This window comes from Limimaricola pyoseonensis (genome assembly GCF_900102015.1).
GTDB classification, from domain to species: Bacteria; Pseudomonadota; Alphaproteobacteria; order Rhodobacterales; family Rhodobacteraceae; genus Limimaricola; species Limimaricola pyoseonensis.
This window is the reverse complement of the sequence record NZ_FNAT01000003.1, coordinates 327,429-350,848: the sequence shown is the minus strand read 5'-3', so window position 1 is coordinate 350,848 and position 23,420 is coordinate 327,429. Positions and strand designations below refer to the sequence as shown.

At 70.4% G+C, this 23,420-nt stretch carries 22 protein-coding genes and 1 tRNA gene; 11 read left to right on the top strand and 12 right to left on the bottom strand.

Translation table 11 applies throughout. From position 1 onward, the window contains the following. Window positions 1-60: 60 nt before the first annotated feature. From uxuA to BLT43_RS09215, 8 genes are all read right to left on the bottom strand, one after another. Entirely contained in the window at window positions 61-1,263 is a 1,203-nt protein-coding gene (gene uxuA / locus BLT43_RS09250; protein WP_090112160.1) for a mannonate dehydratase, read from the bottom strand. A 1-nt stretch (window position 1,264) separates the two neighbouring features. Further along, window positions 1,265-2,374, bottom strand: a complete 1,110-nt coding sequence (locus BLT43_RS09245) for an ABC transporter ATP-binding protein (RefSeq protein WP_090112158.1) — start codon at window positions 2,372-2,374, stop codon at window positions 1,265-1,267. Between the two features lie 29 nt (window positions 2,375-2,403). Continuing rightward, entirely contained in the window at window positions 2,404-3,459 is a 1,056-nt protein-coding gene (locus BLT43_RS09240) for a carbohydrate ABC transporter permease (RefSeq protein WP_090112156.1), read from the bottom strand. Beyond that, window positions 3,452-4,420: a carbohydrate ABC transporter permease gene (locus BLT43_RS09235; RefSeq protein ID WP_090112154.1), complete on the bottom strand. Its 969-nt coding sequence runs from the start codon at window positions 4,418-4,420 to the stop codon at window positions 3,452-3,454. The genes BLT43_RS09240 and BLT43_RS09235 overlap by 8 nt, the downstream gene beginning before the upstream one ends. 65 nt (window positions 4,421-4,485) lie before the next feature. After that, window positions 4,486-5,757 carry an ABC transporter substrate-binding protein gene (locus tag BLT43_RS09230; RefSeq protein WP_090112151.1) on the bottom strand — a complete coding sequence of 424 codons (1,272 nt, stop codon included), beginning with the start codon at window positions 5,755-5,757 and terminating at the stop codon, window positions 4,486-4,488. 72 nt (window positions 5,758-5,829) lie between these two features. Then, on the bottom strand, window positions 5,830-6,912 hold the full coding sequence (locus tag BLT43_RS09225; protein ID WP_090112149.1) for a Gfo/Idh/MocA family protein: 1,083 nt from the start codon (window positions 6,910-6,912) through the stop codon (window positions 5,830-5,832). Continuing rightward, complete coding sequence (locus BLT43_RS09220; RefSeq protein ID WP_090112147.1) at window positions 6,909-7,925, bottom strand: Gfo/Idh/MocA family protein; 1,017 nt, start codon at window positions 7,923-7,925, stop codon at window positions 6,909-6,911. Before BLT43_RS09220 ends, BLT43_RS09225 begins: the two co-directional genes overlap by 4 nt. Then, window positions 7,922-9,001, bottom strand: coding sequence for a Gfo/Idh/MocA family protein (locus BLT43_RS09215; RefSeq protein ID WP_242652257.1), 1,080 nt, complete (start codon window positions 8,999-9,001; stop codon window positions 7,922-7,924). The genes BLT43_RS09220 and BLT43_RS09215 overlap by 4 nt, the downstream gene beginning before the upstream one ends. 119 nt (window positions 9,002-9,120) lie before the next feature. Here BLT43_RS09215 and BLT43_RS09210 point away from each other — a divergent pair, with 119 nt between their 5' ends. From BLT43_RS09210 to BLT43_RS09195, 4 genes are read left to right on the top strand one after another with little or no spacing between them, the layout of a single operon-like run. Beyond that, window positions 9,121-9,837, top strand: a complete 717-nt coding sequence (locus BLT43_RS09210; RefSeq protein WP_207497476.1) for a GntR family transcriptional regulator — start codon at window positions 9,121-9,123, stop codon at window positions 9,835-9,837. Beyond that, complete coding sequence (uxaC, locus tag BLT43_RS09205; RefSeq protein WP_090112143.1) at window positions 9,834-11,246, top strand: glucuronate isomerase; 1,413 nt, start codon at window positions 9,834-9,836, stop codon at window positions 11,244-11,246. Before BLT43_RS09210 ends, uxaC begins: the two co-directional genes overlap by 4 nt. Before the next feature lies 1 nt (window position 11,247). Then, window positions 11,248-12,597, top strand: coding sequence for a mannitol dehydrogenase family protein (locus BLT43_RS09200; protein WP_090112141.1), 1,350 nt, complete (start codon window positions 11,248-11,250; stop codon window positions 12,595-12,597). Further along, window positions 12,594-13,556, top strand: a complete 963-nt coding sequence (locus BLT43_RS09195; RefSeq protein ID WP_090112139.1) for a sugar kinase — start codon at window positions 12,594-12,596, stop codon at window positions 13,554-13,556. Before BLT43_RS09200 ends, BLT43_RS09195 begins: the two co-directional genes overlap by 4 nt. 226 nt (window positions 13,557-13,782) lie before the next feature. Here BLT43_RS09195 and BLT43_RS09190 read toward each other — a convergent pair whose 3' ends face one another. Further along, the gene (locus tag BLT43_RS09190; RefSeq protein WP_207497471.1) at window positions 13,783-14,859 is read right to left on the bottom strand and encodes a GlxA family transcriptional regulator; all 1,077 of its coding nucleotides are present in this window, start codon (window positions 14,857-14,859) and stop codon (window positions 13,783-13,785) included. Between the two features lie 119 nt (window positions 14,860-14,978). On the opposite strand from BLT43_RS09190, the gene BLT43_RS09185 reads away from it, so the two are divergent. The 4 genes from BLT43_RS09185 to BLT43_RS09170 are packed head-to-tail and all read left to right on the top strand — an operon-like array spanning window position 14,979 to window position 18,810. Next, the gene (locus BLT43_RS09185) at window positions 14,979-15,971 is read left to right on the top strand and encodes a TRAP transporter substrate-binding protein (RefSeq protein WP_165612576.1); all 993 of its coding nucleotides are present in this window, start codon (window positions 14,979-14,981) and stop codon (window positions 15,969-15,971) included. A gap of 21 nt (window positions 15,972-15,992) precedes the next feature. Further along, window positions 15,993-16,487 carry a TRAP transporter small permease gene (locus BLT43_RS09180; RefSeq protein WP_090112137.1) on the top strand — a complete coding sequence of 165 codons (495 nt, stop codon included), beginning with the start codon at window positions 15,993-15,995 and terminating at the stop codon, window positions 16,485-16,487. Window positions 16,488-16,491: 4 nt separating this feature from the next. Further along, on the top strand, window positions 16,492-17,772 hold the full coding sequence (locus BLT43_RS09175; RefSeq protein WP_090112136.1) for a TRAP transporter large permease: 1,281 nt from the start codon (window positions 16,492-16,494) through the stop codon (window positions 17,770-17,772). A gap of 21 nt (window positions 17,773-17,793) precedes the next feature. Continuing rightward, window positions 17,794-18,810, top strand: coding sequence for a proline racemase family protein (locus BLT43_RS09170; protein WP_090112135.1), 1,017 nt, complete (start codon window positions 17,794-17,796; stop codon window positions 18,808-18,810). A gap of 344 nt (window positions 18,811-19,154) precedes the next feature. Here BLT43_RS09170 and BLT43_RS09165 read toward each other — a convergent pair. Further along, window positions 19,155-19,230 (bottom strand) — tRNA-Lys (locus BLT43_RS09165). A gap of 95 nt (window positions 19,231-19,325) precedes the next feature. Between BLT43_RS09165 and dapF the strand changes: the two genes are divergently transcribed. The 3 genes from dapF to BLT43_RS09150 all read left to right on the top strand — a co-directional run bounded on the left by dapF (window position 19,326) and on the right by BLT43_RS09150 (window position 22,216). After that, window positions 19,326-20,162: a diaminopimelate epimerase gene (gene dapF / locus BLT43_RS09160; RefSeq protein WP_242652255.1), complete on the top strand. Its 837-nt coding sequence runs from the start codon at window positions 19,326-19,328 to the stop codon at window positions 20,160-20,162. Next, a complete protein-coding gene (gene mtaB, locus BLT43_RS09155) occupies window positions 20,162-21,424 on the top strand; it encodes a tRNA (N(6)-L-threonylcarbamoyladenosine(37)-C(2))-methylthiotransferase MtaB (RefSeq protein ID WP_090112134.1) in 1,263 nt (420 codons plus the stop codon). Before dapF ends, mtaB begins: the two co-directional genes overlap by 1 nt. A 183-nt stretch (window positions 21,425-21,607) precedes the next feature. After that, the gene (locus tag BLT43_RS09150) at window positions 21,608-22,216 is read left to right on the top strand and encodes a glutathione S-transferase (protein ID WP_090112133.1); all 609 of its coding nucleotides are present in this window, start codon (window positions 21,608-21,610) and stop codon (window positions 22,214-22,216) included. Between the two features lie 45 nt (window positions 22,217-22,261). Here BLT43_RS09150 and BLT43_RS09145 read toward each other — a convergent pair whose 3' ends face one another. Together BLT43_RS09145 and BLT43_RS19345 are read right to left on the bottom strand one after the other, a co-directional pair. After that, a complete protein-coding gene (locus BLT43_RS09145) occupies window positions 22,262-22,909 on the bottom strand; it encodes an outer membrane protein (RefSeq protein WP_090112132.1) in 648 nt (215 codons plus the stop codon). 127 nt (window positions 22,910-23,036) lie between these two features. Further along, window positions 23,037-23,408: a GFA family protein gene (locus BLT43_RS19345; RefSeq protein ID WP_090112130.1), complete on the bottom strand. Its 372-nt coding sequence runs from the start codon at window positions 23,406-23,408 to the stop codon at window positions 23,037-23,039. Window positions 23,409-23,420 lie beyond the last annotated feature (12 nt).

Here is a 23,420-nt window from a genome sequence, read left to right as displayed (position 1 = left end):
ATGCCCCCTCCCCTCGAGCGCCCCCTGCCCCGGCGCGTCCGGCGCGGGGCCGGACCTGATCTACAGGCTCTCGAAGGCGGCCATCAGGCCGCGCAGCTCGGCCAGCCCGCGCATCCGGCCGATCAGCGGATAGCCGGGCATCAGCGACCGGTCGTGATCGGACAGGATCGACTGGCCGTGATCGGGCCGCATCGGGATGCGGTGATCCGCCCGGCCCGCCGCGCGGCGCCGCGCCTCCTCCTCGACCAGGGCCCGCACCGTCGCGGCCATGTCGGTGTCGCCCTCGAGATGCGCGGCCTCGTAGAAGCTCGACCGCCCGTCCCGCACCGGGCCGGTCCGGCGCGTGTTGCGCAGGTGCACGAAGTGGATGCGCGAGCCGAGGCGACGGATGAAGCCCGCCGGGTCGAACCCCTCGGCCACGCCGAGCGAGCCGGTGCAGAAGGTGATGCCGCTGGCCGGACTGTCGACCGCCTCCATCAGATGCGCGTAGTCGGCCTCGCTGGAGACCACGCGCGGCAGGCCGAGCAGCGGGAAGGGCGGGTCGTCGGGGTGGCAGCACAGCCTGATCCCCAGCCGCTCTGCGGTCGGCACAACCTCGGAGAGGAACGCCACGAGATGCCGGCGCAGCCGGTCGCCGTCGATCGCCGCGTAGCGGTCGAGATGGGCGCGCACGTCGCCCAGCGTCCAGCTGTCGTTCGCCCCGGGCAGCCCGGCCACGACATTGTCGGCCAGCCGGCGGCGATCGTCGTCGGACATGTCGGCGAAGCGCGCCTGCGCCGCGGCGCGCAGCTCCTCGGGAAAGTCGTCATCCGCGGCCGCGCGCCCCAGGATGTGGCGGTCGAAGACGCAGAAATCGACGAGATCGAAGCGCATCGCCCGCGCGCCGCCCGGCATCGGGGCGGCCAGCTCGGTCCGGGTCCAGTCGAGCACCGGCATGAAGTTGTAGCAGACGGTGCGGATGCCGCAGGCGGCGATGTTGGCCAGGCTCTCGCGGTAGGCGTCGAGATGCGCGGCCACCGGCCCCTCGCGGGTCTTGAGCACCTCCGAGACCGGCAGGCTCTCGACCACGTCCCAGCTCAGCCCGCTCGGCGCCTCCGGGCTGCCGGCGATCTCGTGCTGCCGCTTCCGGATCTCCTCCTGTGACCAGACCTGCCCGGGCGGGACGTGGTGCAGCGCCGAGACCACGCCCTCGGCCCCGGTCTGGACGATTTCGGGGATGGTGATGCCGTCGGCCGGGCCGAACCAGCGCCATGTCTGCTTCATGTCAGGCGCTCTCCAGCTCGGCTTCGGCCTCTTCCTCGAGGCGCAGGCTCACCCCTGTCTCGGTGTCGAACAGGTGCAGCGCCGCGGTGGGGATGTTGAGCGCGATGCCGCTGCCGGGGCGCACCTCGGTCTGGCCGGGGCTGTGCACGGTGATCGGCGCGCCGCCCGAGGTGCGGCCGTAGATGTAGGACTCGCCGCCCAGCTGCTCGACGCTGTCGACGTCGATCGAGATCGCGCCGCCGGCCTCGGGGCGCAGATGCGTCGGCCGGACGCCGATCGTGACCTTCATGCCGCGGCGCTGCCCGAAGCCGCTGCGCGGCAGCTGCACCGTCTCGCCCGAGCCGAGCCGCAGCAGGCCGGGGTCCTGTGCATCGATCTCGCCGGCGATGAAGTTCATCTTCGGCGAGCCGATGAACCCGGCCACGAAGATGTTGGCGGGCCGGTTGTAGAGGTCGAGCGGCCGGCCGAACTGCTCGATCCGGCCGGCCCGCAGCACGGCGATCTTGTCGGCCATGGTCATCGCCTCGACCTGGTCGTGGGTGACGTAGATCATGGTGTTGCCGAGGCGGCGATGCAGCGCCGCGATCTCGCCGCGCATGTCGACCCGAAGCTCGGCGTCGAGGTTGGACAGCGGCTCGTCGAACAGGAACACCCGCGGCTCGCGCACCACCGCGCGGCCGATCGCGACGCGCTGGCGCTGGCCGCCGGACAGGTCCTTGGGCCGGCGGTCGAGCAGCGCGTCGATCTGCAGCATCCGCGAGACCTCCTCGACCTTGCGCGCGATTTCGGCCTTCGGGGTGGAGATGTTCTCCAGCCCGAAGGTGAGGTTCTGGCGCACCGACATGTGCGGGTAGAGCGCGTAGGACTGGAACACCATCGCCAGCCCGCGATCCGCGGCGGCGACGTCGTTGACCACCTGGCCGCCGATCGCGATGTCGCCGCCCGAGATCTCCTCGAGCCCCGAGATCATCCGCAGCAGCGTGGACTTGCCGCAGCCCGAGGGGCCGACGAAGACGCAGAACTCGCCGTGGCGGATATCGAGGTCCACGCCCTTGATCACTTCGACCGCGCCGTAGCTCTTGCGGACGTTCTTCAGCGTTACGTTGGCCATGTCGGCCCTCCTTTCGCGGCGCGCGCCGGTCACTTGCCGCCCGTCGAGGCGATGCCGGTGGCGATGTATTTCTGCAGGAACATGAAGACGCAGGCGATCGGCAGCAGCGTCACCACCGTCATCGCGAGCAGGCTGCTCCAGTCGGTGCTGAGCTGGCCCTGGAAGGTGTTGAGCGCGAGCTGCAGCGTGAAGTTGCGGTTTTCCGACAGCACGATCAGCGGCCACAGGAAGTCGTTCCAGCGCCACATGATGGCGAGGATCGCCAGCACCGCCAGAGCCGGGGCCGACAACGGCAGCACGATGCGCCAGAAGATCTTCCACTCGCTGGCCTTGTCCATCCGCGCCGCGTCGAGGATCTCGTCGGGGATGGTGAGCATGTACTGGCGCAAGAGGAACACGCCGGTCGGCGTCGCCGCGCCGGGGATGATCACCCCCCACAGCGAGTTGTACATGCCGAGCTTGCTGACGATCAGGAACAGCGGCACCAGCACCACCGTCTGCGGGATCATCAGCACGCCGATCACCAGCGCCAGCACCACGCCGCGGCCGCGAAACCGGTACTTCGACAGCGCGAAGGCGGCCATCGCGTTCACCAGGAGCATGATCGCGGTCGCGGTCAGGGTGATGAAGGTGCTGTTCCACAGGTAGCGCATGAAGTCGAACTCGCCGAACAGGCCGGTGTAGTTCTCCCAGGCGAAGCGGATCTCCTCGACCGGCTCGCGCTGCGAGATGTCGATCTTGATGATCTCGTCGGGCGCCTCGGGGCGCACCACCTGCGAGGCCAGCCCGATGCGCCGCACCTGCGCCACCTGCTCGCCCGCGAGCGGGCCGTCGGTGACGACGAACATCGGCAGCGGATCGTCATGGCCCGGCAGGGTCATCATCTCCTGCGCATGCGGCAGCAGCCGCGGCGGGAAGCGGGCCAGCTCGGCCTCGGTCTTGAAGGAGGACAGCAGCAGCCAGACCACCGGTCCGAACATCAGCGCCACGCCGAGCCCGAGATAGGCGTAGCTCGCCCAGTCGGTCCAGTGCAGCCGGCCGCCCCGGCCGCGGGTCCGCGTCAGAAAGCCAAGCACCTTACCCATTGACGTTTCTCCTGTTGGCCCAGAGTTGCAGCGCCGTCAGCGCCACCAGCACCACCGCGACGAGGATCGAAGCCGCGGAGGCCAGCCCGAAGAGCCGCGGCATGCCGCCGAAGCCGGTCTCGTAGATGTACTGGATCATCAGCGTCGTGGCCGAGCCGGGCCCGCCGCCGGTGAAGGCATAGACCTCGTCGAAGGTCTGCACGCCCTTGATCAGCGCCAGCACCAGCACCACCAGCATGGTCGGCATCAGAAGCGGCAGCGTGATCCGGCGGAACATCCGCCAGGGGCTCGCCGCATCCATGCGCGCCGCCTCGTAGACGTCCTGCGGGATCGCCTGCAGGCCGGCCAGCAGGATCAGCGTGTAGAAGCCCATATGCGCCCAGACCGACAGGAAGATCGACCAGCCGAAGGCCCAGTTGGCGTGCAGCAGCCAGTTGAAGGTCTCGAAGCCCAGCGCGTCGAGGCCCGCGTTCAGCACGCCGTCGCGCTGCAGGATCCATTTCCAGACCAGCGCCACCACCACGGGCGAGAGCAGCACCGGGAAGAAGAACACGCTGCGAAAGAAGCCGCGGGCGCGGATGTCGCGGTTCAGGATGATCGCGGTCAGGAGCGAGAAGCCGACCATCAGACCGACCTGCAGCGTGACGAAAATCAGCGTGTTGTGCACCGCCCGCCAGAACAGGTCCTTCTCGCAGCTGTTGGGGTCGAGGTAGTTCTCGCAGCTCGACAGGCGCGCGAAGTTGTCGGCGCCGACGAAGCGGCGGTCCTCGAGCATGATCTGGTCGCCGCCGGTCAGCGCGTAGACCACGTTGAGGATCAGCGGCAGGAAGGCGAAGAGGCCGAACAGCACCAGGTTGGGCAGCAGGAAGGCCCAGGCCACGCCGGTCGTGCCGAGCCGGCGCTGCAGGGCCGAAAGCGGCCAGTCGATCAGCCGCAATGGGCGGGAAATCAGGACGGTCAACACGGGGGACCCTTGCTTTGGGAGCTGGGGGCGGACGCGATGGCCCGCCCCCGGGAAGCCCCGGCCTACTGGCCGGTCGCCACGAGCAGTTCGGCCAGGTCGTCGCGCGCCCGGGCCATCGCGTTCTCGACGCTCAGCTCGCCGACGATGGCCTGCGTCAGCCGCGCCAGCGTGATGTTGAACATCGCGCGGTTGTTGACGTAGCCCTGATAGTCGTAGGCCACCGGCGAGAGCTTGGTCACCTGCTCGCCCCAAGCCTGCAGCGCCGCCTCGCCCTGCTCGGAGGCGTCGGGATAGGCGACGCCCTTCTGCGCCACCGCGAGATGGGCCGGGATGTTCAGGCTGCGCGCGGTGAGCTCGGTGTAGTTGTCCTCCTGCGCCAGGAAGTCGATCAGCTCGGCCACCAGCTCGGGATGCTCGGTGTGCTTGAAGCCGACGATGCCGGCGCCGCCGGGCATGCCGGTGCAGCCGCCGGTGCCGCAGGGCGAGCCGACCACCTGCCAGTCGAAGGCGTCGCCGATGGTCTCGTCGAAGCGCTGCACCTGCCAGCTGCCCGAGTAGTAGTAGACCAGCTGCGCGTTCAGGAACTCGCTGGCGGCATCGGCATAGCTCGAGCCGCCCGAGCCCGCCCAGACGTCGCGGGCGAAGGTGCCGTCGGCGTGCCATTCGACGAACTTGCCGGCGAATTCCTCGAAGCCCTCGTCGATGAGGATCGGCGTGCCGTCCGCGTCGAAGATCTTGGCGCCGGACGAGATCGCCGGGCCGGCGAAGCGGTGCCCGGAGCGGTCGATCGCCATCGGGAACTGGGTGCCGGTGGCCTCGGCCACGGCGCGCGCGGCCGCGACCCACTCCTCCCAGCCGGCATCCTCGGCCGGCACCTCGATGCCCGCCTGATCGAACAGGGTGCGGTTGATGTAGGCGCCGGTGATCGTCATCTGCGAATGCATGCCGTAGATGCCGTCATCCTCGGGGCCCTTGCGGTACCAGCCCAGCGTGTCGCCGAAGCTGGCCTCCCAGTAGTCCCGGTCCACATAGGGCGCGAGGTCGAGGTAATAGGGATTGAGCCCGCCCAGGTCGGTGACCTTGGCGATGTCGGGGCCGCTGCCGGCGGCCAGCTGCACCGGCAGGCTTTCGAGCGTGGTGTTGTGCGCCACGAGGTCGATCACCACGTCGACGCCCGGATGATCGGCCTCGAAGCGCTGGCTCAGCTCCTCGAGCACGTCGCATTCGCTGCCGTCCGAGGCGCACATGAAGCGCAGCTCCTGGGCCGAGGCCTGCAGCCCCGCCCCGCCCGCCAGCAGCGCCAGCGCCGTGGTCGCGAGATAGTTCTTCGTCATTTTCCGTCCTCCCTTTTGATATTCCTCGGGATGCGGCCGGCCCCCCGGCCCCGCCGCACCCCCCCTGTCGCGTCAGCCCGCCGCCCGCGCGTCCTCCGACTCCGGCAGCCAGCCGTGATAGAGCGGGTGTTCGCCGCCGATCGGCAGCCGCACTGCGCGGCCCTCGCGCGCGGCGGCATAGACCGCGGTGACCAGCTCGACCGAGCGGCGCCCGTCCGCCAGCGTCACCGCCCGATCGGGCCGCCCCTCCAGCGCCTCGGCCACCGCCTCGAAGAAGCCCGCGAAGCCGGAGCGCGCGGGCGCCAGATCGGCCAGGACCGCGTCGATCTGCGCCTGCGTCACCGGCGCGCGCGCCGTGAAGGTCCAGGCGTCCTCGACCGGCGCGTAGGGCGCGGTGCCGCTCTCGGCGGTGAAGCCCTCGAAGCACAGCCGCAGCCGCGTGGTGTCGCCCGAGGCGCCCAGCGTGATCGAGCTGGTCGCCACCGCGCCGTTCTCGAGCGCCAACGAGATCGCCGCGCAATCCTCGGTCTCGATCGGGTTCACCCGCGTCGCGGTCACCGCCGAGAGCGAGGCCACCGGCCCCATGAAATGGGTGAGCAGGTCGTGGTTGTGGATCGCGTGGCCCAGCACCGCGCCCCCGGATTCGCCGGCCCATGTGCCGCGCCACGGCACCGCGTAGTAGTCGGCGCCCCTGCTCCAATGGGTCTCGAGGCTGGCGGCATAGGGCCGCCCGCCCAGGCCCGCGGCCAGAAGCGCCTCGATCTGCGCGGTGGCCTGGCCGAAGCGGTACTGGAACACCGGGAAGAGCTGCCGCCCGGCCGCCTCGGCCGCCGCGATCAGCGCGTCGGCATCGGCGAGCGACCGCACCAGCGGCTTTTCGCAGACCACGTGCTTGCCCGCCTCGAGCGCGGCGCGCGCGATGGGGAAATGCAGATGCGGCGGCAGGCAGACATCGACGAGGTCGATGGCCGGGTCGGCCAGCACCGCGTCGATGTCGGAGAGCACGGCGATGTCGCCGTCCTCGCCCACCACCTTGCGGGCCCGCGCGGTGTCGAGGTCGCACAGCGCGCGCACCGTGAAACGCTCCGGCAGGGCGCGGTAGCCCTCGAGATGCTGCGCGCCGATGCCCGCGCCGAGGATCGCCACGCCGATCATTGGCCACGCTCCTCGGCCATCGCCTGCGCGGTGAGCGCGAGGCGCATCACGGTGAAGGCATGGGCCTGCGGCATCGCCGTCTCGGTGCGCTCGCGGATGTCGCGGATCAGCGCCGCGAAATAGGGCAGATCCTCGTCCGGGCAGGCGATCTTCTCGCAGATCTCGCCATTGACGAGGATGACGTGGTCGGTGCCCTCGGCGCCGCCGACATCGACGTATTTGCGCAGCTCGATATAGCCTTCCGTGCCGAGGATGGTCAGCCGGCCATCGCCCCATGTCGGCAGCCCGTCGGGGGTGTACCAGTCGACCCGGATGTAGCCGTGCCCGCGATCGCTGCGCAGCGCCAGCTCGCCGAAATCCTGCAAGCCCGGATCGGCGGGGTTGGCGTAGTTGCCGACCGAGGCCATCGCGATCTCGGCATCCTCGGAGCCGGTGAAGTAGAGGAACTGGTCGATCTGGTGGCTGGCGATGTCGGTCAGGATGCCGCCATAGGCCTCGCGCTCGAAGAACCAGTCGGGCCGGGTCGCGCGGTTGAGCCGATGCGGCCCGAGGCCCACGGTCTGCACGACCTTGCCGATCACGCCCTCGCGCACCAGATGCGCGGCGCGGGTGACAGACGGCACCTCGAACCGCTCCGAGAAGTCGATCGTCCAGATCCGGCCGGTCCGGGCGACCGCCTCTTGGATCTCGTCGAGCTGCGCCAGCGTGGTGCAGCCCGGCTTGTCGACCATGACGTCCTTGCCCGCCTCCATCGCCGCGATCGCCAGCGCCGCGCGGTCGCGCGGGATCGCCGAGATCAGGATCAGGTCGACATCCTCGAGCGCCAGCACCTCCTCGACGCTACCCAGCCGCGGCACCTCCGGGAACCGCTTCTGGAACCCCTCGAGCGGCTCGGGCGTCCCTTCGGTCCACCAGCCGGCGAACTCGGCGCCGGCGGCCTGCATGTTGGCCGCCATGCCGAAGATGTGCCGGTGGTCGATCCCGAGCGCTGCGAACCTCAATTTCCGCGTCATGCCTTGTCTGCCTTCCTGCTGATCACGTCGATCTCCCGCCGTTCGCGCGCCGAGCGCGTGATGGCGTCGATCAGGTCGTGCGACGCCAAGGCGTCGCGCCCCGTCGCCACCGGATCGCGCTTTTCGGCGATCGCGGCGGCGAAATCCTCGATGATGGCTTGGTGCCACTCATGGGTGAACGCCATCGGGTCGGCGCCGCCGCCGGTCCCGGCGGTGGCGCCAAAGGTTTCCCGCGTGCCGTCGCGCCATTCGACCTCGAGCACGCCGGCGCAGAGCCGCAGGCTGGCATGGTCGAAATGCAGCGCGATCTCCTCGGCACCGCCGGGGTGGCTCGCGGTGCTGGCGGTCAGGCTGCCGACCGCGCCATCCGCGAAGCGCAGCCCCGCGCAGGCGAAATCCTCGGCCTCCATCTCGTGGAACCGGGTCGTCGCGGTCATCGCCTGCACACTGCGCACCGGCCCGGCCAGGCTGAGCGCGAGATCGATGGTGTGGATCGCCTGCGAGATCAGCACGCCGCCGCCGTCGCGGGCATAGCTGCCGCGCCCAGGCGCGTCGTAATAGGACTGGTCGCGCCACCACGGCACCTCGATCCGCACCAGCCCGAGCGCGCCGAGCCGGCCCGAGGCCACCAGCCGCGCCGCCTGCCGCGACGCCGCGCGCATCCGGTGCTGGAACACGATGCCGAGCGTGACCCCGGCCGCCTCGCAGATCTCGACCAGCTCGGCGGCCTCGGCCCCGCTGCGCCCGACCGGCTTCTCGAGCAGGATCGGCTTGCCGGCGGCGGCCAGCGGCGCGACCAGCGCCGCCCGCGCATCGGGCGGCGTCGCCACGATCACCATGTCCACCTCCGGGTCGGCCGCGATCTCCTCGGTCGTCGCGTAGATCCGCGGCGCCGCCCCGCCCTCGCGCACCAGCGTCTCGGCGAAGGCGCGCGCGCTTTCCGGGCGGCGCGCGCAGACGCCGTGCAGCACGATGGCCGGCGCCGCCGCGGCGAGCGCGGCGGCATGGGTTCCGGCAACCATGCCGGCCCCGACGAGAACCGCGCGCATCCCTGCTGAATCTGTCTTGCCTGTCATGCCGTCCCTCCGTTGGCGCTACGTCAGCACACCGGTATACCGGTTGTCAACTGCGCTGTATCCCGGTATACCGGATTCATGCGAGGCGCTCGCCGCCAGTTCACAGGAGGAGACGATCCATGAGCGACATGTCCGCCCCGCCGGCGCAGGCCGAGATCGTATTTCCGCCGCTCGACCTCGACCGGCCGGTGGCCGAGCAGATCTTCGAGGCGATCAAGACCGCGATCCTGACCACCGCGCTGCCGCCGGGATGCCTGATCTCGGAGGCCGAGATCGGCGCGCGATTCGGCGCGAGCCGCACACCGGTGCGCGAGGCCTTCACCCAGCTGCGCGACGACGGGCTGATCATCACCCGCCCCAGCCGCGGCAACTACGTCTCCAAGCTGTCCGAGCAGCGCATCCGCGAGGCGCAGTTCGTCCGCGAGGCGCTCGAGACCGCCAACGTGGCGCGGCTGTGCGAAACCGGCCTGCCCGGGGCCATCCACGAGGAGATCGAGGAGGTCCTGACCCAGCAGGCCCGGCACGCGAAGGAGGGCGACGATCTCGGCTTCCAGCGCACCGACGACCAGTTCCACGCGCTTCTGGCCCGCGCCACCGGCTTCGGCCGGGCCGAGACCCTGCTCAACCGCGAGAAGGCGGCGCTCGACCGGCTGCGCGTCTTCGCGCTGACCGAGCGGCACCACAGCGACCGGCTCCTGGGCGAGCACCGGGCGATCCTCGAGGCGATCCTCGCGGGCGACGCCGCGGCGGCCGACAGCGTGCTGCGCGCGCATCTCAGGTCGGTCCTGGCGCTGCTGTCGGGCATGATCGCCGCGCATCGCGACCATTTCGAATGACCCGGAGGAGCGACGCCTTGCTGCCCATCGATCCTGCCGAGGCGCTGCCCGACGACGCGCGCGCCCTCTACGAGACGATCCGGACGATGCCGATCGTCTCGCCCCACGGCCATTGCGACCCGAGCTGGTGGGCGCAGGACACCCCCTTTCCCGACCCGGCCGAGCTGCTGATCGTGCCCGATCACTACGTGTTCCGGATGCTCTACAGCCAAGGCGTTGCCCTGTCCGATCTGGGCGTCGGCGTGCCCCGCGCCGAACGCGACCCGCGCGCGATCTTCCGGCTGTTCGCGAAGCACTGGGACAGCTTCCTCGGCACGCCGAGCCGCGGCTGGCTCGAGCACACGCTCTACCGGACCATCGGGGTCGAGACGCCGCTGGCCGAAGACAGCGCCGACGCGGTGTTCGACGAGATCTCGGCCCGGCTGGCCGAGCCGGGGTTCCGGCCGCGCCGCCTGTTCGAGCGGCTCGGGATCGAGACCCTCGCGACCACGGATGCCGCGCTCGACCCGCTAAAGGCGCATGACGCCATCGCGGCGTCGGGCTGGGGCGGCCACATCATCCCGACCTTCCGCCCCGACGACGTGCTCGACCCGGCGCGGCCGGGCCACCGCGACAACCTGCACCGGCTCGGCGCGATGACCGGCTGCGACATCGGGCGGTATTCGGGCTTCCTCGAGGCGCTGCGCCAGCGCCGCGCGGCCTTCCGCGCCCGCGGCGCGACCGCGACGGACCACGACGTGCCGGTGCTCGCCACGACCTGGCTCGACCCGCAGGAGATCGGCGCGCTCTACGACCGCGCCCTGCAGGGCGGCCTCGACGCGGACGGCGCGCGGCGGTTCTACGGCCACATGCTGGTCGAGATGGCACAGATGTCGGCCGAGGACGGCATGGTCATGCAGATCCATGCCGGCAGCCGCCGCTCGACCAACGCCGCGCTGCGCGCCAGCCACGGCCCCGACATGGGCGCCGACATCCCCGTGGCGATGGACTGGGTCGGCGGGCTCGACGCGCTCTTGAACCGCGTCGGCAACGATCCGGCGCTGCGCGTCGTGCTGTTCACGCTCGACGAGGCGAGCTACGCCCGCGAGCTGGCGCCGATGGCCGGGCACTGGCCCTGCCTGCGCCTCGGCCCGCCCTGGTGGTTCCACGACAGCCCGAACGGCATCCGCCGCTATTTCGACCGGGTGGTGGAGACCGCCGGCTACCGCAACCTCGCGGGCTTCAACGATGACACCCGCGCGGTGCTCTCGATCCCGGCCCGGCACGACATGTGGCGGCGCTGCGTCGGCCTGCACCTGGCCGAACAGGTCCGGGCCGGGCTGTTCGGCCGCGCCGAGGCCGAGCGGCTGGCGGCCTGGCTCGCCTGCGACGCGGCGCGCGACACCTACCGGCTGAAAGGCACTCACTGACATGCCCCGCATCCTGCATCTCGGCTTCGGCAATTTTCACCGCGCCCACCAGGCTTGGTACACCGAGCTGGCGAACCGGCGCGCGGAGGCGGCGGCGCCCTGGCGCATCACCGGCGTCTCGATGCGCCGGCCCGACCTGCGCGACGCGCTGGCCCCCGAGGGCTTCGCCTACACGCTGGCGATCCGCGGCCGCGACGGCCTCGATCTGGAGCGCGTCACGGTGCATGACGAGATCCTCGTCGCGGCCGAGGATCCCGAGGCGGTGCTCCGCCGGATCGCCGACCCCGAGACCCGGATCGTGACGCTGACCGTGACCGAGAAGGGCTACCACCTCGACCCGCGCGACGGCACTCTCGACCTCGCCGACCCGCGGATCCGGGCCGATCTCGAGGCGGAGCGGCCGCAAAGCGCGGTCGGCCTGCTGGCGCATGGTCTGGCCCGGCGGGCCGGGTCCGGCGCGGGCGGTCTGACGGTGATCAGCTGCGACAACATCTCCGGCAACGGCCGCAAGCTGCGGGCGGCCGTCGCGCGCTTCGCGCAGGCCGCCGGGCTGGAGATCGGCGGGACGGCCGGGGACCGCGTGACCTTTCCCGACACGATGGTCGACCGGATCACGCCGGCCACGACGGAGGAGCTGCGCGCTTCCGTGGCGGCCGCGACGGGCCGGCCCGAGGCGGCCCCGGTCCCGACCGAGACCTTCTCGGAATGGATCGTCGAGGACGACTTCGCCTCGGACCGCCCCGCATGGGACCGCGTCGGCGCCGAGATCGTCGCCGATGTCGCCCCGTTCGAGGCGCGCAAGCTGCGCCTTCTCAACGCGTCGCATTCCTTCCTCGCCTATGCGGGGCTGCTGGCGGGGCATCGCTACGTGCAAGACGCCATCGCCGACCCCGCCCTGCGGGCCGGGGTCGAGCGGCTGTTCGACGAGGCGGGCGCGACGCTGGCCGAGGAGATCCGCGACACGCTCCCGGCCTACCGCGCCGCGTTGCTGGCGCGCTTCGACGTGGTCGAGATGAAGCACGAGCTGGCGCAGATCGCCATGGATGGCAGCCAGAAGGTGCCGGTGCGGCTGCTGCCGATCGTCCGCGCGCTGCGCCAGCGCGGCCTGCCCGCCCCGCAGGCCACCACCGCGATCGCGTCCTGGGTGGCCTGGCTCGTCCGCGCCGCCGAAAAGGGCCGGCCCGTGCACGACCCGGCCGCCGACGGCCTGCTGAAGATCGCGGGCAGCCGCACCGGCACGCCGGCGCTGTGCCGGGCCCTGCTCGAGCAGGTCACGCAGGAGCCGCTGCCCGAGGACTGGATCGCCGACCTCGCCGGCCGCACCGACCGGATTCTGGAAGGAAAGGCATGACGCCGCCCCTCCGGCCCGCGCCCATTCGTCCCGCAGACCGGCCCGGCGGCGCGGCCTTTCGCATCGCGTCGATCGGCGAATGCATGATCGAGCTGTCGGGCGTGACGGCGGAGCATGCCGCGATCGGCGTCGCGGGCGACAGCTTCAACACGGCGGTCTATCTCGGCCGGGCGCTCGACCGTTCCGCCGCGCAGGTCTCCTATGTCACGGCGCTCGGCACCGACAGCTTCTCGGACCGCATCGTCGCCTGCGCCCGGGCCGAGGGGATCGACACCCGGCACATGCATCGCGTCGCCGGCGCGCTGCCGGGGCTCTACGCGATCGAGCTCGACCCCGAGGGCGACCGCCGGTTCCAGTTCTGGAGAAGCGCCTCGGCCGCGCGAAGGCTGTTCTCGGACGGCATCGGGCACCTCGACGATCTCGACGCCTTCGACATGGTCTACCTGTCGGCCATCACGCTGGCGATCCTCCCTGCGGAGGTCCGCGAGGCGCTGGTCGCGAAATGCGCCGCCCTGCGCCGCGGCGGGCACCACGTCGTCTTCGACAGCAACTACCGGCCGCAGCTCTGGCCCGATGCCGGGACCGCCCGCGACTGGATCGACAGGATGTGGCGGGCCACGACCATCGCCCTGCCGTCGCGCGACGACGAGGCCAGGCTGCGGCCGGACGAGGCCCCGCAGGCCCTGCTCGAGCGGCTGGCCGCGGCAGGCGTGGCCGAGATCGCGCTGAAGGACGGGGCGGCCGGCCCGTGGCTGTGGCATGAAGGGCCCCTGGCCCGGCAGACCTACCCGGCCGCGCCGCGTGTCGTCGACACGACGGCGGCGGGCGATTCCTTCAATGCCGGGTACCTCGCGGCCCGGATCGCCGGATCGAACCCGATCGACGCCGCCCGCGCGGGGCACGAGCTGGCGATGCAGGTCATCGGCCAGCCCGGCGCGCTGATCCCGCGCCCGGCCTGACCGGGCACGGCGTCCCTGCCCCCGGCCCATGCCGGACGCCGAAACGGCCCGGAGCCGGACGACGCCGGTGACCCCCCCAAGCCCCGGAATGTTTCCCGTGGATCATTGCCGGCCATGAGGGGGCCGGGTCCGGTTCGCGGTCCTGCCCGGCCAGGGACGAAACGAGCGGCCCGGCCACCGCCCGGCGCTCCGGACATGCCCGGCCCGCGCGATGCGGCGCGTCCGGTCAGCGCCCCGATCCGGGGCCTCCCGCCGGGGCCGAGCCCCCCCCGCCCTGTCCGCCGCCGGGCGCCCCGCGCCGCGCGCCGTCCAGCGCCTTGCGGTACCGCGCCGGCGTCGTGCCGTAGACCTGCTTGAACTCCCGCAGGAAATGCGAGGCATCCGAGAACCCGGCCTCGGTCGCGACCTCCGAGACCCGCTCGGTGGAATGCACCAGCCGCCAGGCGCCGTAGCGCACGCGCAGAAAGCGGTAGTAGCGCGAGGGCGACTGGCCGAGGCTCTCGGTGAAGCGCCGCGACAGGTGCCGGGGGCTGATCCCGAGGCGCGATGCCAGGTCCTCGAGGCTGATCGGCGCATCGAGCGTCTGCTCCATGATCAGGATCGCGCGGCGCACGACGCTGTCGCGCAGGCTGCGCGTCTCCTCGGCGAACTGCGCCTGCGGGAAGGAGGCGTCGCGCTGGTTGCTGAGCACCATGTGGCGCAGGCTCTGCTGCGCCCGCTCCGGCCCGCAATGCCGGCCGATCAGGTGCAGCGCGAGGTCCGGGGCCCCGGTCGATCCCGCGCAGGTGATGCGGTCGCCGGCATCGAAGAAGATCCGGTCCGACAGCGCGCGCACGTTCGGAAACTGCGAGCGGAACTCGTCATGGACGTTCCAATGCACGCAGGCCGTCCGCCCCTCCATCAGCCCCGCCCGGGCGATGTTGAAGGTGCCGGTGCACAGCCCCACCAGGCGCACGCCAGCGGCGTCCGCCTGCTGGAGATAGCGGGTCAGCCAGGCCGGCTGCGCCCTCTGCGGGTAGTCGTTGCCGCCCGCGACGGCGATGTAGTCGAACCGCCCCGGATCCATCGGCTCGGCGTCCGGCGTGATCGACAGGCCGCAGCTCGCGCGCACCGGCCCGTGCCCCATGATGACCCAGCCGCATTCGATCTGGCGGCTGCGGCCGCCGGTGTCGGCGGCCAGGCGCAACGCGTCGATGAAGCCCGAGAAGGCGTTCAGCGTGAAGTTGTCGAGCACGAGGATTCCGACCCGCAGCTTCTGCCGCCCCTCGTGGAAGGCATCGAGGCTGGTCTCGGGGCGCTTCATCCGGAATTCCGCATTCGATGGCCGTGCTGTTCAATTCCAAGGCCGATACGTTCTATATCCCTTGCGTTTCCCTGTCTATCGTCTCGGGTCATAAGAATGACAGACACCGGGGAGACCACATGACCAAGCACTGGATTTCCGCCGCGGCCACGCTCGCCGCCACCACTGTCCTCACGACCGCGGCCTCGGCCCAGGAGCACGAGTTCCGCGTGAACATGCCGGGCAACGAGGAGTCGATCGCCTACCTGTCGGTCGAGCGCTTCGACGAGGTGCTGTCCGAGCTGACCGGCGACGCGATCGCGCTGAACCTCTTCGCCAACTCCGCGCTGGGCGACCAGGAAAGCTCGCTCGAGGCGATGCAGACCGGCCTGCTCGACATGGCGACGATCGAGACGCCGATCACCACCGTCGTGCCGGAGCTGGGCGCCACCGCGCTGCCCTACATCTTCTCGGGCCGCGAGCATGTCGCCGCCGCGCTCGGCGGCGCGGCCGGCGAGAAGATCGAGGCGATGCTGGTCGAGAAGGGCCTGCGGCCCGTGGCCTTCCTCGAGGGCGGCTTCCGCCAGATCACCAACAACGTCCGCCCCATCACCACGCCCGAGGATCTCGACGGCGTGAAGATGCGCACGCCGGGCAGCAACCTGCGGATCAAGATCTTCAACCACTACGGCGCGAACGCCTCGCCGCTGCCCTTCTCCGAGCTCTACTCGGCGCTGCAGACCGGCGTCTTCGACGGCCAGGAGAACCCGGTCATCTGGGCCAAGAGCCAGAAGTTCTACGAGGTGCAGGACTACCTGTCGCTCACCAACCACCTCTACACGGTGACCTACCTGCTCATCAGCGAGGACGACTGGCAGGCGCTGAACCCCGAGCAGCAGGACGCGATGATGCAGGCCGGCGAGGCCGCCGAGGCCTATTCGGTCGAGCTCGGCACCCAGGCCGACGAGGAGATCGTCACCTTCCTCGAGGAGCAGGGCATGCAGGTGAACGAGGCCGACGTCGCGGCCTTCACCGGCGCCTCGACCCAGATCTGGGAGGAATGGGCCGCCGAGGAGAGCGCCGACGCGCAGGCGCTGATCGACCTCATCGTCGACGCCCGCCCGGCCGAGTAAGCGACCCGGAGGTCAGGACAGATGATCAACCGCATCCTCGAAGCCCTCATCGCCGCCTTCCTGGTGGCCGCGGTCGGCGTCGCCTTTGCGGCGGTCGTGTACCGATACGCGCTGGGCTCCGCGCTCAGCTGGAGCTTCGAGGTGTCGCTGGCGCTGCTGACCTACATCACCTTCCTCGGCGCCTATCTGGCGCTGAGGAAGGGCGCCCATCTCAGGGTCGACCTTCTCGTCACGCGGCTGCCGCGGCTGCCGCGCGGCCTTGTCTTCGTCGCCAACCAGGTGGTGATCGGCCTGATCGGCTGGATCATGGCCTGGCACGGCGGCCGGCAGGTGCTGCGCTTCGCCGACCAGACGACGACCGTGCTCGAGATCTCGACCACCTGGTACTACGCGGCCGTCCCCGTGGCTGGCGCGCTCATCCTGCTCGACGCCGCGATCTCGGGCCTGCGCGGCCTGATGCGGCTGGCCTCCGGCGAGGAGGCCGACCCGGGCACCGCCGACCCGGTGGAGATCTGATCCAATGACGCTGCTTCTCGTTCTCGCCATCCTGCTCGGGTTGATCGGCTTCGGCCTGCCGATCGCCTTCGCGCTGATCTCGATCGCCGTCGGCATCTTCTACTTCGCCGATGTCGACCAGCTGATCGTCGCGCAGAGGCTCTATCGCGGCGTGCAGAGCTTTCCGCTGCTCGCGGTGCCGCTGTTCATCCTCGCCGGCCAGATCATGAGCCGCTCGGGCATCTCCGGCCACCTGGTCGAGTTCGCCAAGACGCTGGTGGGCCAGATGCGCGGCGGCCTCGCGGCGGTGAACGTCGTGACCTCGATGTTCTTCGCCGGCATGTCCGGCACCTCGATGTCCGACACCGCCGCCGTCGGCGGCATGATCATCGACCCGATGGTCAAGCGCGGCTATTCGCGTGCCTTCACCGGCGCCGTCACCGCCGCCTCCTCGACCATCGGGATCATCATTCCGCCCTCCGTGCCGATGGTCATCCTCGGCGCCTATCTCGGGATCTCGACCGGCGCGCTCTTCGCCGCGGGCCTCATCTCGGGCGTGCTGCTGGGCCTCGCGCTGATCGTCACCGCCTGGCTGATCTCGATCCGCAACGGCTACCCGGTCGAGGCCCCCTTCTCGGCCAGGCGCACCGTGCTGGCCTTCGCCCGCGCCCTGCCGGCGCTGCTGATGCCGGCGATCATCCTCGGCGGCATCCTGGGCGGCATCTTCACGCCGACCGAGGCCTCCTCGGTCGCGGTGATCTACGGCACCGCCATCGGCATGTTCTACTACCGCACGCTGAAGCCGCGGGTGCTCTACCAGACGCTCTGCGAGGCGGCCGTGCTCTCGGGCGCGGTGATGATGGTCACCGCCGCGGCGCATGTGATGGGCTTCGCCTTCACCTACGAGCAGCTGGCCGACAGCATCCTCAAGCCGCTGGCCGAGCTGCAGGTCTCGCCCGTCCTCTTCCTGGTGCTGCTGAGCGTGATCATGATCGTCGCCGGCACCTTCCTCGACGGCATCGCGATGATCTTCATCATCGTGCCGCTGTTCTTCCCCGCGATCGAGCTTCTCGGCATCCACCCGGTGCATTTCGGGATGGTCGTGGTGCTCTGCTGGGGGATCGGCCAGCAGACCCCGCCGGTCGGGGCCGCGCTCTTCATCACGTCGGCCATCGCCAAGGTCGACATGCTCTCGCTCACCCGCGCCAACCTGCCCTTCATCGCCGTGATGCTGCTGGTCCTGGCCGCGGTGATCCTCTTCCCCGAAACCATCGTGCTCTCGGTGCCGACCGCACTGGGGCTGTGAACAGACAAGGCTGATGCGCACATGATGACCCCGAACCGCTTCATCGACGTGATCTACACCCACACCGACGGCGAGCCGACCTGCATCATTCCGGGCGGCATTCCCTACCCGCAGGGTCTCGGGATCGTCGAGAAGCGCGACTTCATCCGCGAGAACTACGACTACGTGCGCACGGGCCTCCTGCGCGAGCCGCGCGGGCACCACGACATGGTCGGCGTCTTCGTCACCCCGCCCTCGAGCCCCGACTTCGACGCCGGCATGCTGTGGTGCGACGGCGACGACTTCATGGAGATGTGCGGCCACGGCACCATCGCGCTGTCGATGGCGATGATCTCGCACGGCATGGTCCACACCGACGCCAAGGACGTCGCCAAGATCCGCTTCGAGACCCCGGCCGGCCCGGTGACCTCAGAGGTCGGCTTCGAGGACGGCCAGGTGGCCTGGACCCGGTTCCAGAACGTGCCGGCCTTCGTGCTGCATGCCGACGTGCCGGTGACGCTGCCCGAGGTGGGCGAGGTGCTGTGCGACATCTGCTTCGGCGGCAACTTCTTCGCCGTGCTGAAATGGCCCTACCCGAACCGCCCGATCGGGCCGGAGAACGGCAAGATGCTGTCGGAGATGGGCGTCGCGGTGAAGGACCAGATCAACGCCAAGATGACCGTCCAGCACCCGACCGAGAGCCACATCCAGGGGCTGAACTTCACCACCTTCTGGCAGGAGCCGGACCACGCCGACAGCCTCTACCGCAACGTCCACGTCTTCTCGGACGGCAAACTCGACCGTTCGCCCGGCGGCACGGGGACCTCGATGATGATGGCCTATTTCGAGCGTCGCGGCGACATGAAGATCGGCGACGTGATCCGCTCCGAGGGCCTGCTGGGCATCGGCCGCTTCGAGGGCCAGCTGCTCGGCGAGACCCGGCTCGGCGACGTGCGCGCGGTGATTCCGACCGTGAAGGGCACCGCCAAGGTCACCGGCTATGCCAAGTGGCTCATCGACGAGACCGATCCGGTCGGCCGCGGCTTCGTCGTCACCTGAGACGAGGCGACATCGCGGATTGGGGGGCGGCCGTCTCGCGCGCAGGTGCGGGGCTGGCGGCCCCCTTCTCGTTTCGCCCCTCGCCCCCGGCCGCCATCGGCAACGCCGCTGCACGACCCCTCTCAGGGACAGGAGACCGGCCTTGCGGGTTTCGGGCCTGCGGCCTGCCCCGGCCGAATCCTTCGGGTTGAGCGTCCATGCGGCGCGCGCGAAGGGTCACTCGCCTTGCAGGCGCCAGCCCCCCGGACGTCTCCGCGCCGGCGGAGCCTGCATCCGGAACGAGTCGTGGCAGGGGTCGGCATGCGCTCCGTCCCCGTCCACGAACTATGATCTAAGGTGATCAGTGGTGAGCCGTGCAGGATTCGAACCTGCGACCCACTGATTAAAAGTCAGTTGCTCTACCAACTGAGCTAACGGCCCACTGGGGGGCTCTCTAAGGGGAGTGCCGGGGGGGGTCAACCGCAAAATTCCCCTTTTGCTGGATAATCTTCGCGACGTTTGGTAAAGCGCGCCGCATGCAGGACAAGACACTCCCCGGCCTGCCGTTCATGAAGATGCACGGCCTTGGCAACGACTTCGTTGTGATCGACGCGCGACGCGGATTGCCGGCCGTGACGCCGGCGCTCGCCATCGCCATGGCCGACCGCCACCGCGGCATCGGCTTCGACCAGCTCGCGGTCATCACGACCGCCCCGGACGCCGATCTCCACCTCACCTTCTGGAACGCCGACGGCTCCACCTCAGGGGCCTGCGGCAACGCCACGCGCTGCGTCGCGGCATGGGAGATGACCCGCACCGGCAAGACGGCGCTGGCGATCACCACCGACCGCGGCCGGCTCGCGGCGCGCGACGCGGGCGAAGGCCTCGTTTCGGTCAACATGGGCCAGCCGCAGACCGACTGGCGCGAGATCCCGCTGGCGCGCGAGATGGACACGCTGACGCTTCCGATCGAGGGCGCGCCCACCGCCACCGGCATGGGCAACCCGCATTGCAGCTTCTTCGTCGAGGACGCCGAATCGGTCGACCTCGACCGCTTCGGCCCGGCGCACGAGTCCCACCCGCTCTTCCCCGAGCGCACCAACGTGCAGGTGGCGCAGGTGACCGGCCCCGACCGGATCCGGATGCGGGTCTGGGAGCGCGGCGCCGGGCTGACGCTGGCCTCCGGCTCGTCCTCCTGCGCGGTCGCGGTGGCGGCAGCGCGGCGCGGGCTGACGGGAAGGAAGGTGACGATCGATCTGGACGGCGGCACGCTGATGGTGGATTGGCGCGCCGACGGGGTCTGGATGACCGGCCCCACCGCGCATGTGTTCGACGGCGTGTGGCGCGCGCCAGACCTGACGGAGCACCGCTGATGGACCGCAAGGCCCCGATCTTCGCCACCATGGGCTGCCGCCTCAACGCCTACGAGACCGAGGCGATGAAGGACCTCGCCACGCGCGCGGGCGTCGAGGACGCCGTGGTGGTCAACACCTGCGCCGTGACGGCCGAGGCCGTCCGCAAGGCCGGACAGGAGATTCGCCGGCTGCGGCGCGAGAACCCGGGTGCGAAGATCATCGTCACCGGCTGCGCCGCGCAGACCGACCCCAAGCGCTTCTCGGACATGGCGGAGGTCGATCTCGTCATCGGCAATACCGAGAAGATGCAGCCCGACACCTGGAAGAACATGGCGCCCGACCTGATCGGCGCGACCGAGCCGGTGCAGGTCGACGACATCATGTCCGTCACCGAAACCGCCGGCCACCTGATCGATGGCTTCGGCAGCCGCTCGCGAGCCTACGTGCAGGTGCAGAACGGCTGCGACCACCGCTGCACCTTCTGCATCATCCCCTATGGCCGCGGCAATTCGCGCTCGGTGCCCGCCGGCGTGGTGGTCGAGCAGATCAAGCGGCTCGTCGATCGCGGCTACGAGGAGGTGGTGCTGACCGGCGTCGACCTGACCTCCTGGGGCGCCGACCTGCCGGCGCAGCCGCGCCTGGGCGATCTGGTCATGCGCATCCTCAAGCTGGTGCCCGACCTGAAGCGGCTGCGGATCTCCTCGATCGATTCGATCGAGGTGGACGAGAACCTGATGCAGGCGATCGCCACCGAGCCACGGCTGATGCCGCATCTCCACCTGAGCCTGCAGCATGGCGACGACCTGATCCTGAAGCGGATGAAGCGCCGCCACCTGCGCGACGACGCGATCGCCTTCGCGCAAGAGGCACGCCGCCTGCGGCCCGACATGACCTTCGGCGCCGACATCATCGCCGGCTTTCCGACCGAGACCGAAGCGGCGTTCGAGAACTCGCTAAAGCTGGTCGAGGAGTGCCACCTGACCTGGCTGCACGTCTTCCCCTACTCGCCCCGCCCCGGTACGCCGGCCGCGAAGATGCCGCAGGTGAACGGAAAGGCGATCAAGGCCCGCGCCGCGCGGCTGCGCGAAAAGGGCGACGCGGCGGTGCAGGCGCATCTCGCCGCGCAGGTCGGCCGCACCCACCGCGTGCTGATGGAAAGCCCGCGCATGGGCCGGACCGAGCATTTCGCCGAGGTGGACTTCGCCACCGACCAGACGGAGGGGCGGATCGTCGAGGCGGTGATCACCGGCATCTCTGGCACCCGGCTGGTCGCGGGCTGAGGCCAAGGCCCGGCGGGTCGCCATGCGTGTTCGGGACGGCAAGGAAGGGCGGAGCATCTCCGCCCTTCCTCGTTTTCCGGCCACGCTGACCCCGACCGTTCGGCCATCGCGCGGACGCCCACGACGCGCTTGCACGCCGTCCGCGCCGCTGCTTGACTGCGCGGGCCAGACGGAGCGCTCCACATGAAACTACTCACTTCCCCCGCCTCGCCCTTCGCGCGCAAGGTGCGCGTCGTGCTGCACGAAACCGGGCAGGCGCAGGAGGTCACCGAGATCGCCGCCGCGACCGACCCGCTGGGCGATCCGGTCGACGTGATCCACGCCAACCCCCTGGGCAAGATCCCGGCGCTGGTGCGCGAGGACGGCCCGGCGCTCTACGACAGCCGGGTGATCACCCGCTACCTCGATGCCCGGGCCGGGGCGCGGCTCTACCCCGAGAACCGCATCTGGGAGGTGCTGACGCTCGAGGCCACCGCCGACGGCATCATGGACGCCGCGCTGGCCATGGTGCTCGAATCGCGGGTCCGGCCCGAGGGCGCGCGCTCGGAGAAATGGGTCGAGGGCCAGTGGCGCAAGGTCGAGCGCGCGCTCGACGCGATCGAGGCGCGCTGGGTCAGCCATCTGGAGGGGCGCATCGACATGGGCCAGATCGCCGTGGCCTGCGCGCTGGCCTATCTCGACCTGCGCCATGCGGCCCGCAACTGGCGCGAGGGCCGGCCGCAGCTAGCCGCCTGGGCGGACCGCTTCGCCAGCCGCGACAGCATGATCGCCACCGCCCCGCCCGCCGCCTGAGGCGGGCAGCCGGCCGGACCCGCCCGCCAACAGGCGGGCGTCCGGTCAGAAGTTGAAGCTGACGCCGAGGTTGAGCGCGTTGGTGACGATGTCCGATTCCAGCGTGCCGCCGCCGTTCAGATCGGCCTCGTTCGCGGAATAGGTGCCCTTGTACTCGCCGAACACCGAGACGCTGTCGGTGATGTCGTAGCTCGCACCCGCCATCAGCGCCACGGCCGGGCCGGTGATCTGGTACTCGTCGGTGCGCGACTCGCCGTCGTCGTACTCGACCCGCGGGATCGCCAGGCCGAGGCCGCCGCCGACATAGGGCGTCAGCCCGTAGGCCGCGTCGGGAAACCGGCGATAGGCGTTCAGCGTCAGGATGTTGATCCCGTCGGTGAACTCCAGCGTCTCGAGCCCCTGCTCGGCAAGCGTGTCGTCGTCCGAGTAGACCTTGGCGTGGTTGAAATCCAACCCGAAGCCCAGATCGTCCTCGCGCCACCAGGTCGCGCGCAGGCCGTAATAGGGCGGCGCATCGAAGGAGTTGCCCTCCCAGTCGACGGTGAACTCGCGATCGTCGTCGACGCCGGGGCGGTCCACCTCGACGGTGGAATGCGGTGCATCCTGCACGCCGCCGTAGAAGCTCAGCTCGACTTCGGCCGCGGCGAGGCCGGGGGCGAGGATCAGGGCAAGCGGAAGCGCACGGGACAGCATCGGATGATTCCAGTCGAGTCGGACAGGGTCGGGATCAGTATCACCCGGAACTAGGCCCGCGGGCCAACGGCGACAAGCGGCGGCGCATTCAAATCCGCGTTGTCGCTTCGCTGCAACGGATACGTGCTCAGATCCCGGGTTCGGGGTCGAGGAAGCGCCAGCTTTCGGCCCCGTCGAAGCGCCGCACCGGCAGCGCGGCAAGGTGCTCGGGCGGCGCCATGCGCAGGTTCAGCCCCATGCGGTCGCCGCCGCGCCGCGGCTGCCAGTGGGTCACGCACAGACAGGTGGCGCAGGCCACGAACTCGAGGTCGCCGTCGCCCCAGACATAGCCGCGCCGCTGCGCGGTCTCGCCGTGCAGCGTCACGCCTTCGCGCGGCACGTGGCCCCACAGCGCGCCGAGCCTGCGGCAGATCGAGCAGTTGCACTCGGTCGCCCAGCGGGGCGCCGCGCGGCTGGTCCAGCCGGTCGCGCCGCAATGGCAGCGGCCCTCCATCGTCATCGCGCCCCCTCC

Excerpts from the sequence above, each read along its gene's own strand:
- uxuA (WP_090112160.1), bottom strand. The coding sequence starts at position 1,263 with ATGAAGCAGACATGGCGCTGGTTCGGCCCGGCCGACGGCATCACCATC.
- BLT43_RS09245 (WP_090112158.1), bottom strand. The coding sequence starts at position 2,374 with ATGGCCAACGTAACGCTGAAGAACGTCCGCAAGAGCTACGGCGCGGTC.
- BLT43_RS09240 (WP_090112156.1), bottom strand. The coding sequence starts at position 3,459 with ATGGGTAAGGTGCTTGGCTTTCTGACGCGGACCCGCGGCCGGGGCGGC.
- BLT43_RS09230 (WP_090112151.1), bottom strand. The coding sequence starts at position 5,757 with ATGACGAAGAACTATCTCGCGACCACGGCGCTGGCGCTGCTGGCGGGC.
- BLT43_RS09225 (WP_090112149.1), bottom strand. The coding sequence starts at position 6,912 with ATGATCGGCGTGGCGATCCTCGGCGCGGGCATCGGCGCGCAGCATCTC.
- BLT43_RS09220 (WP_090112147.1), bottom strand. The coding sequence starts at position 7,925 with ATGACGCGGAAATTGAGGTTCGCAGCGCTCGGGATCGACCACCGGCAC.
- BLT43_RS09215 (WP_242652257.1), bottom strand. The coding sequence starts at position 9,001 with ATGACAGGCAAGACAGATTCAGCAGGGATGCGCGCGGTTCTCGTCGGG.
- BLT43_RS09210 (WP_207497476.1), top strand. The coding sequence starts at position 9,121 with ATGAGCGACATGTCCGCCCCGCCGGCGCAGGCCGAGATCGTATTTCCG.
- uxaC (WP_090112143.1), top strand. The coding sequence starts at position 9,834 with ATGACCCGGAGGAGCGACGCCTTGCTGCCCATCGATCCTGCCGAGGCG.
- BLT43_RS09200 (WP_090112141.1), top strand. The coding sequence starts at position 11,248 with ATGCCCCGCATCCTGCATCTCGGCTTCGGCAATTTTCACCGCGCCCAC.
- BLT43_RS09195 (WP_090112139.1), top strand. The coding sequence starts at position 12,594 with ATGACGCCGCCCCTCCGGCCCGCGCCCATTCGTCCCGCAGACCGGCCC.
- BLT43_RS09190 (WP_207497471.1), bottom strand. The coding sequence starts at position 14,859 with ATGAAGCGCCCCGAGACCAGCCTCGATGCCTTCCACGAGGGGCGGCAG.
- BLT43_RS09185 (WP_165612576.1), top strand. The coding sequence starts at position 14,979 with ATGACCAAGCACTGGATTTCCGCCGCGGCCACGCTCGCCGCCACCACT.
- BLT43_RS09180 (WP_090112137.1), top strand. The coding sequence starts at position 15,993 with ATGATCAACCGCATCCTCGAAGCCCTCATCGCCGCCTTCCTGGTGGCC.
- BLT43_RS09175 (WP_090112136.1), top strand. The coding sequence starts at position 16,492 with ATGACGCTGCTTCTCGTTCTCGCCATCCTGCTCGGGTTGATCGGCTTC.
- BLT43_RS09170 (WP_090112135.1), top strand. The coding sequence starts at position 17,794 with ATGATGACCCCGAACCGCTTCATCGACGTGATCTACACCCACACCGAC.
- dapF (WP_242652255.1), top strand. The coding sequence starts at position 19,326 with ATGCAGGACAAGACACTCCCCGGCCTGCCGTTCATGAAGATGCACGGC.
- mtaB (WP_090112134.1), top strand. The coding sequence starts at position 20,162 with ATGGACCGCAAGGCCCCGATCTTCGCCACCATGGGCTGCCGCCTCAAC.
- BLT43_RS09150 (WP_090112133.1), top strand. The coding sequence starts at position 21,608 with ATGAAACTACTCACTTCCCCCGCCTCGCCCTTCGCGCGCAAGGTGCGC.
- BLT43_RS09145 (WP_090112132.1), bottom strand. The coding sequence starts at position 22,909 with ATGCTGTCCCGTGCGCTTCCGCTTGCCCTGATCCTCGCCCCCGGCCTC.
- BLT43_RS19345 (WP_090112130.1), bottom strand. The coding sequence starts at position 23,408 with ATGACGATGGAGGGCCGCTGCCATTGCGGCGCGACCGGCTGGACCAGC.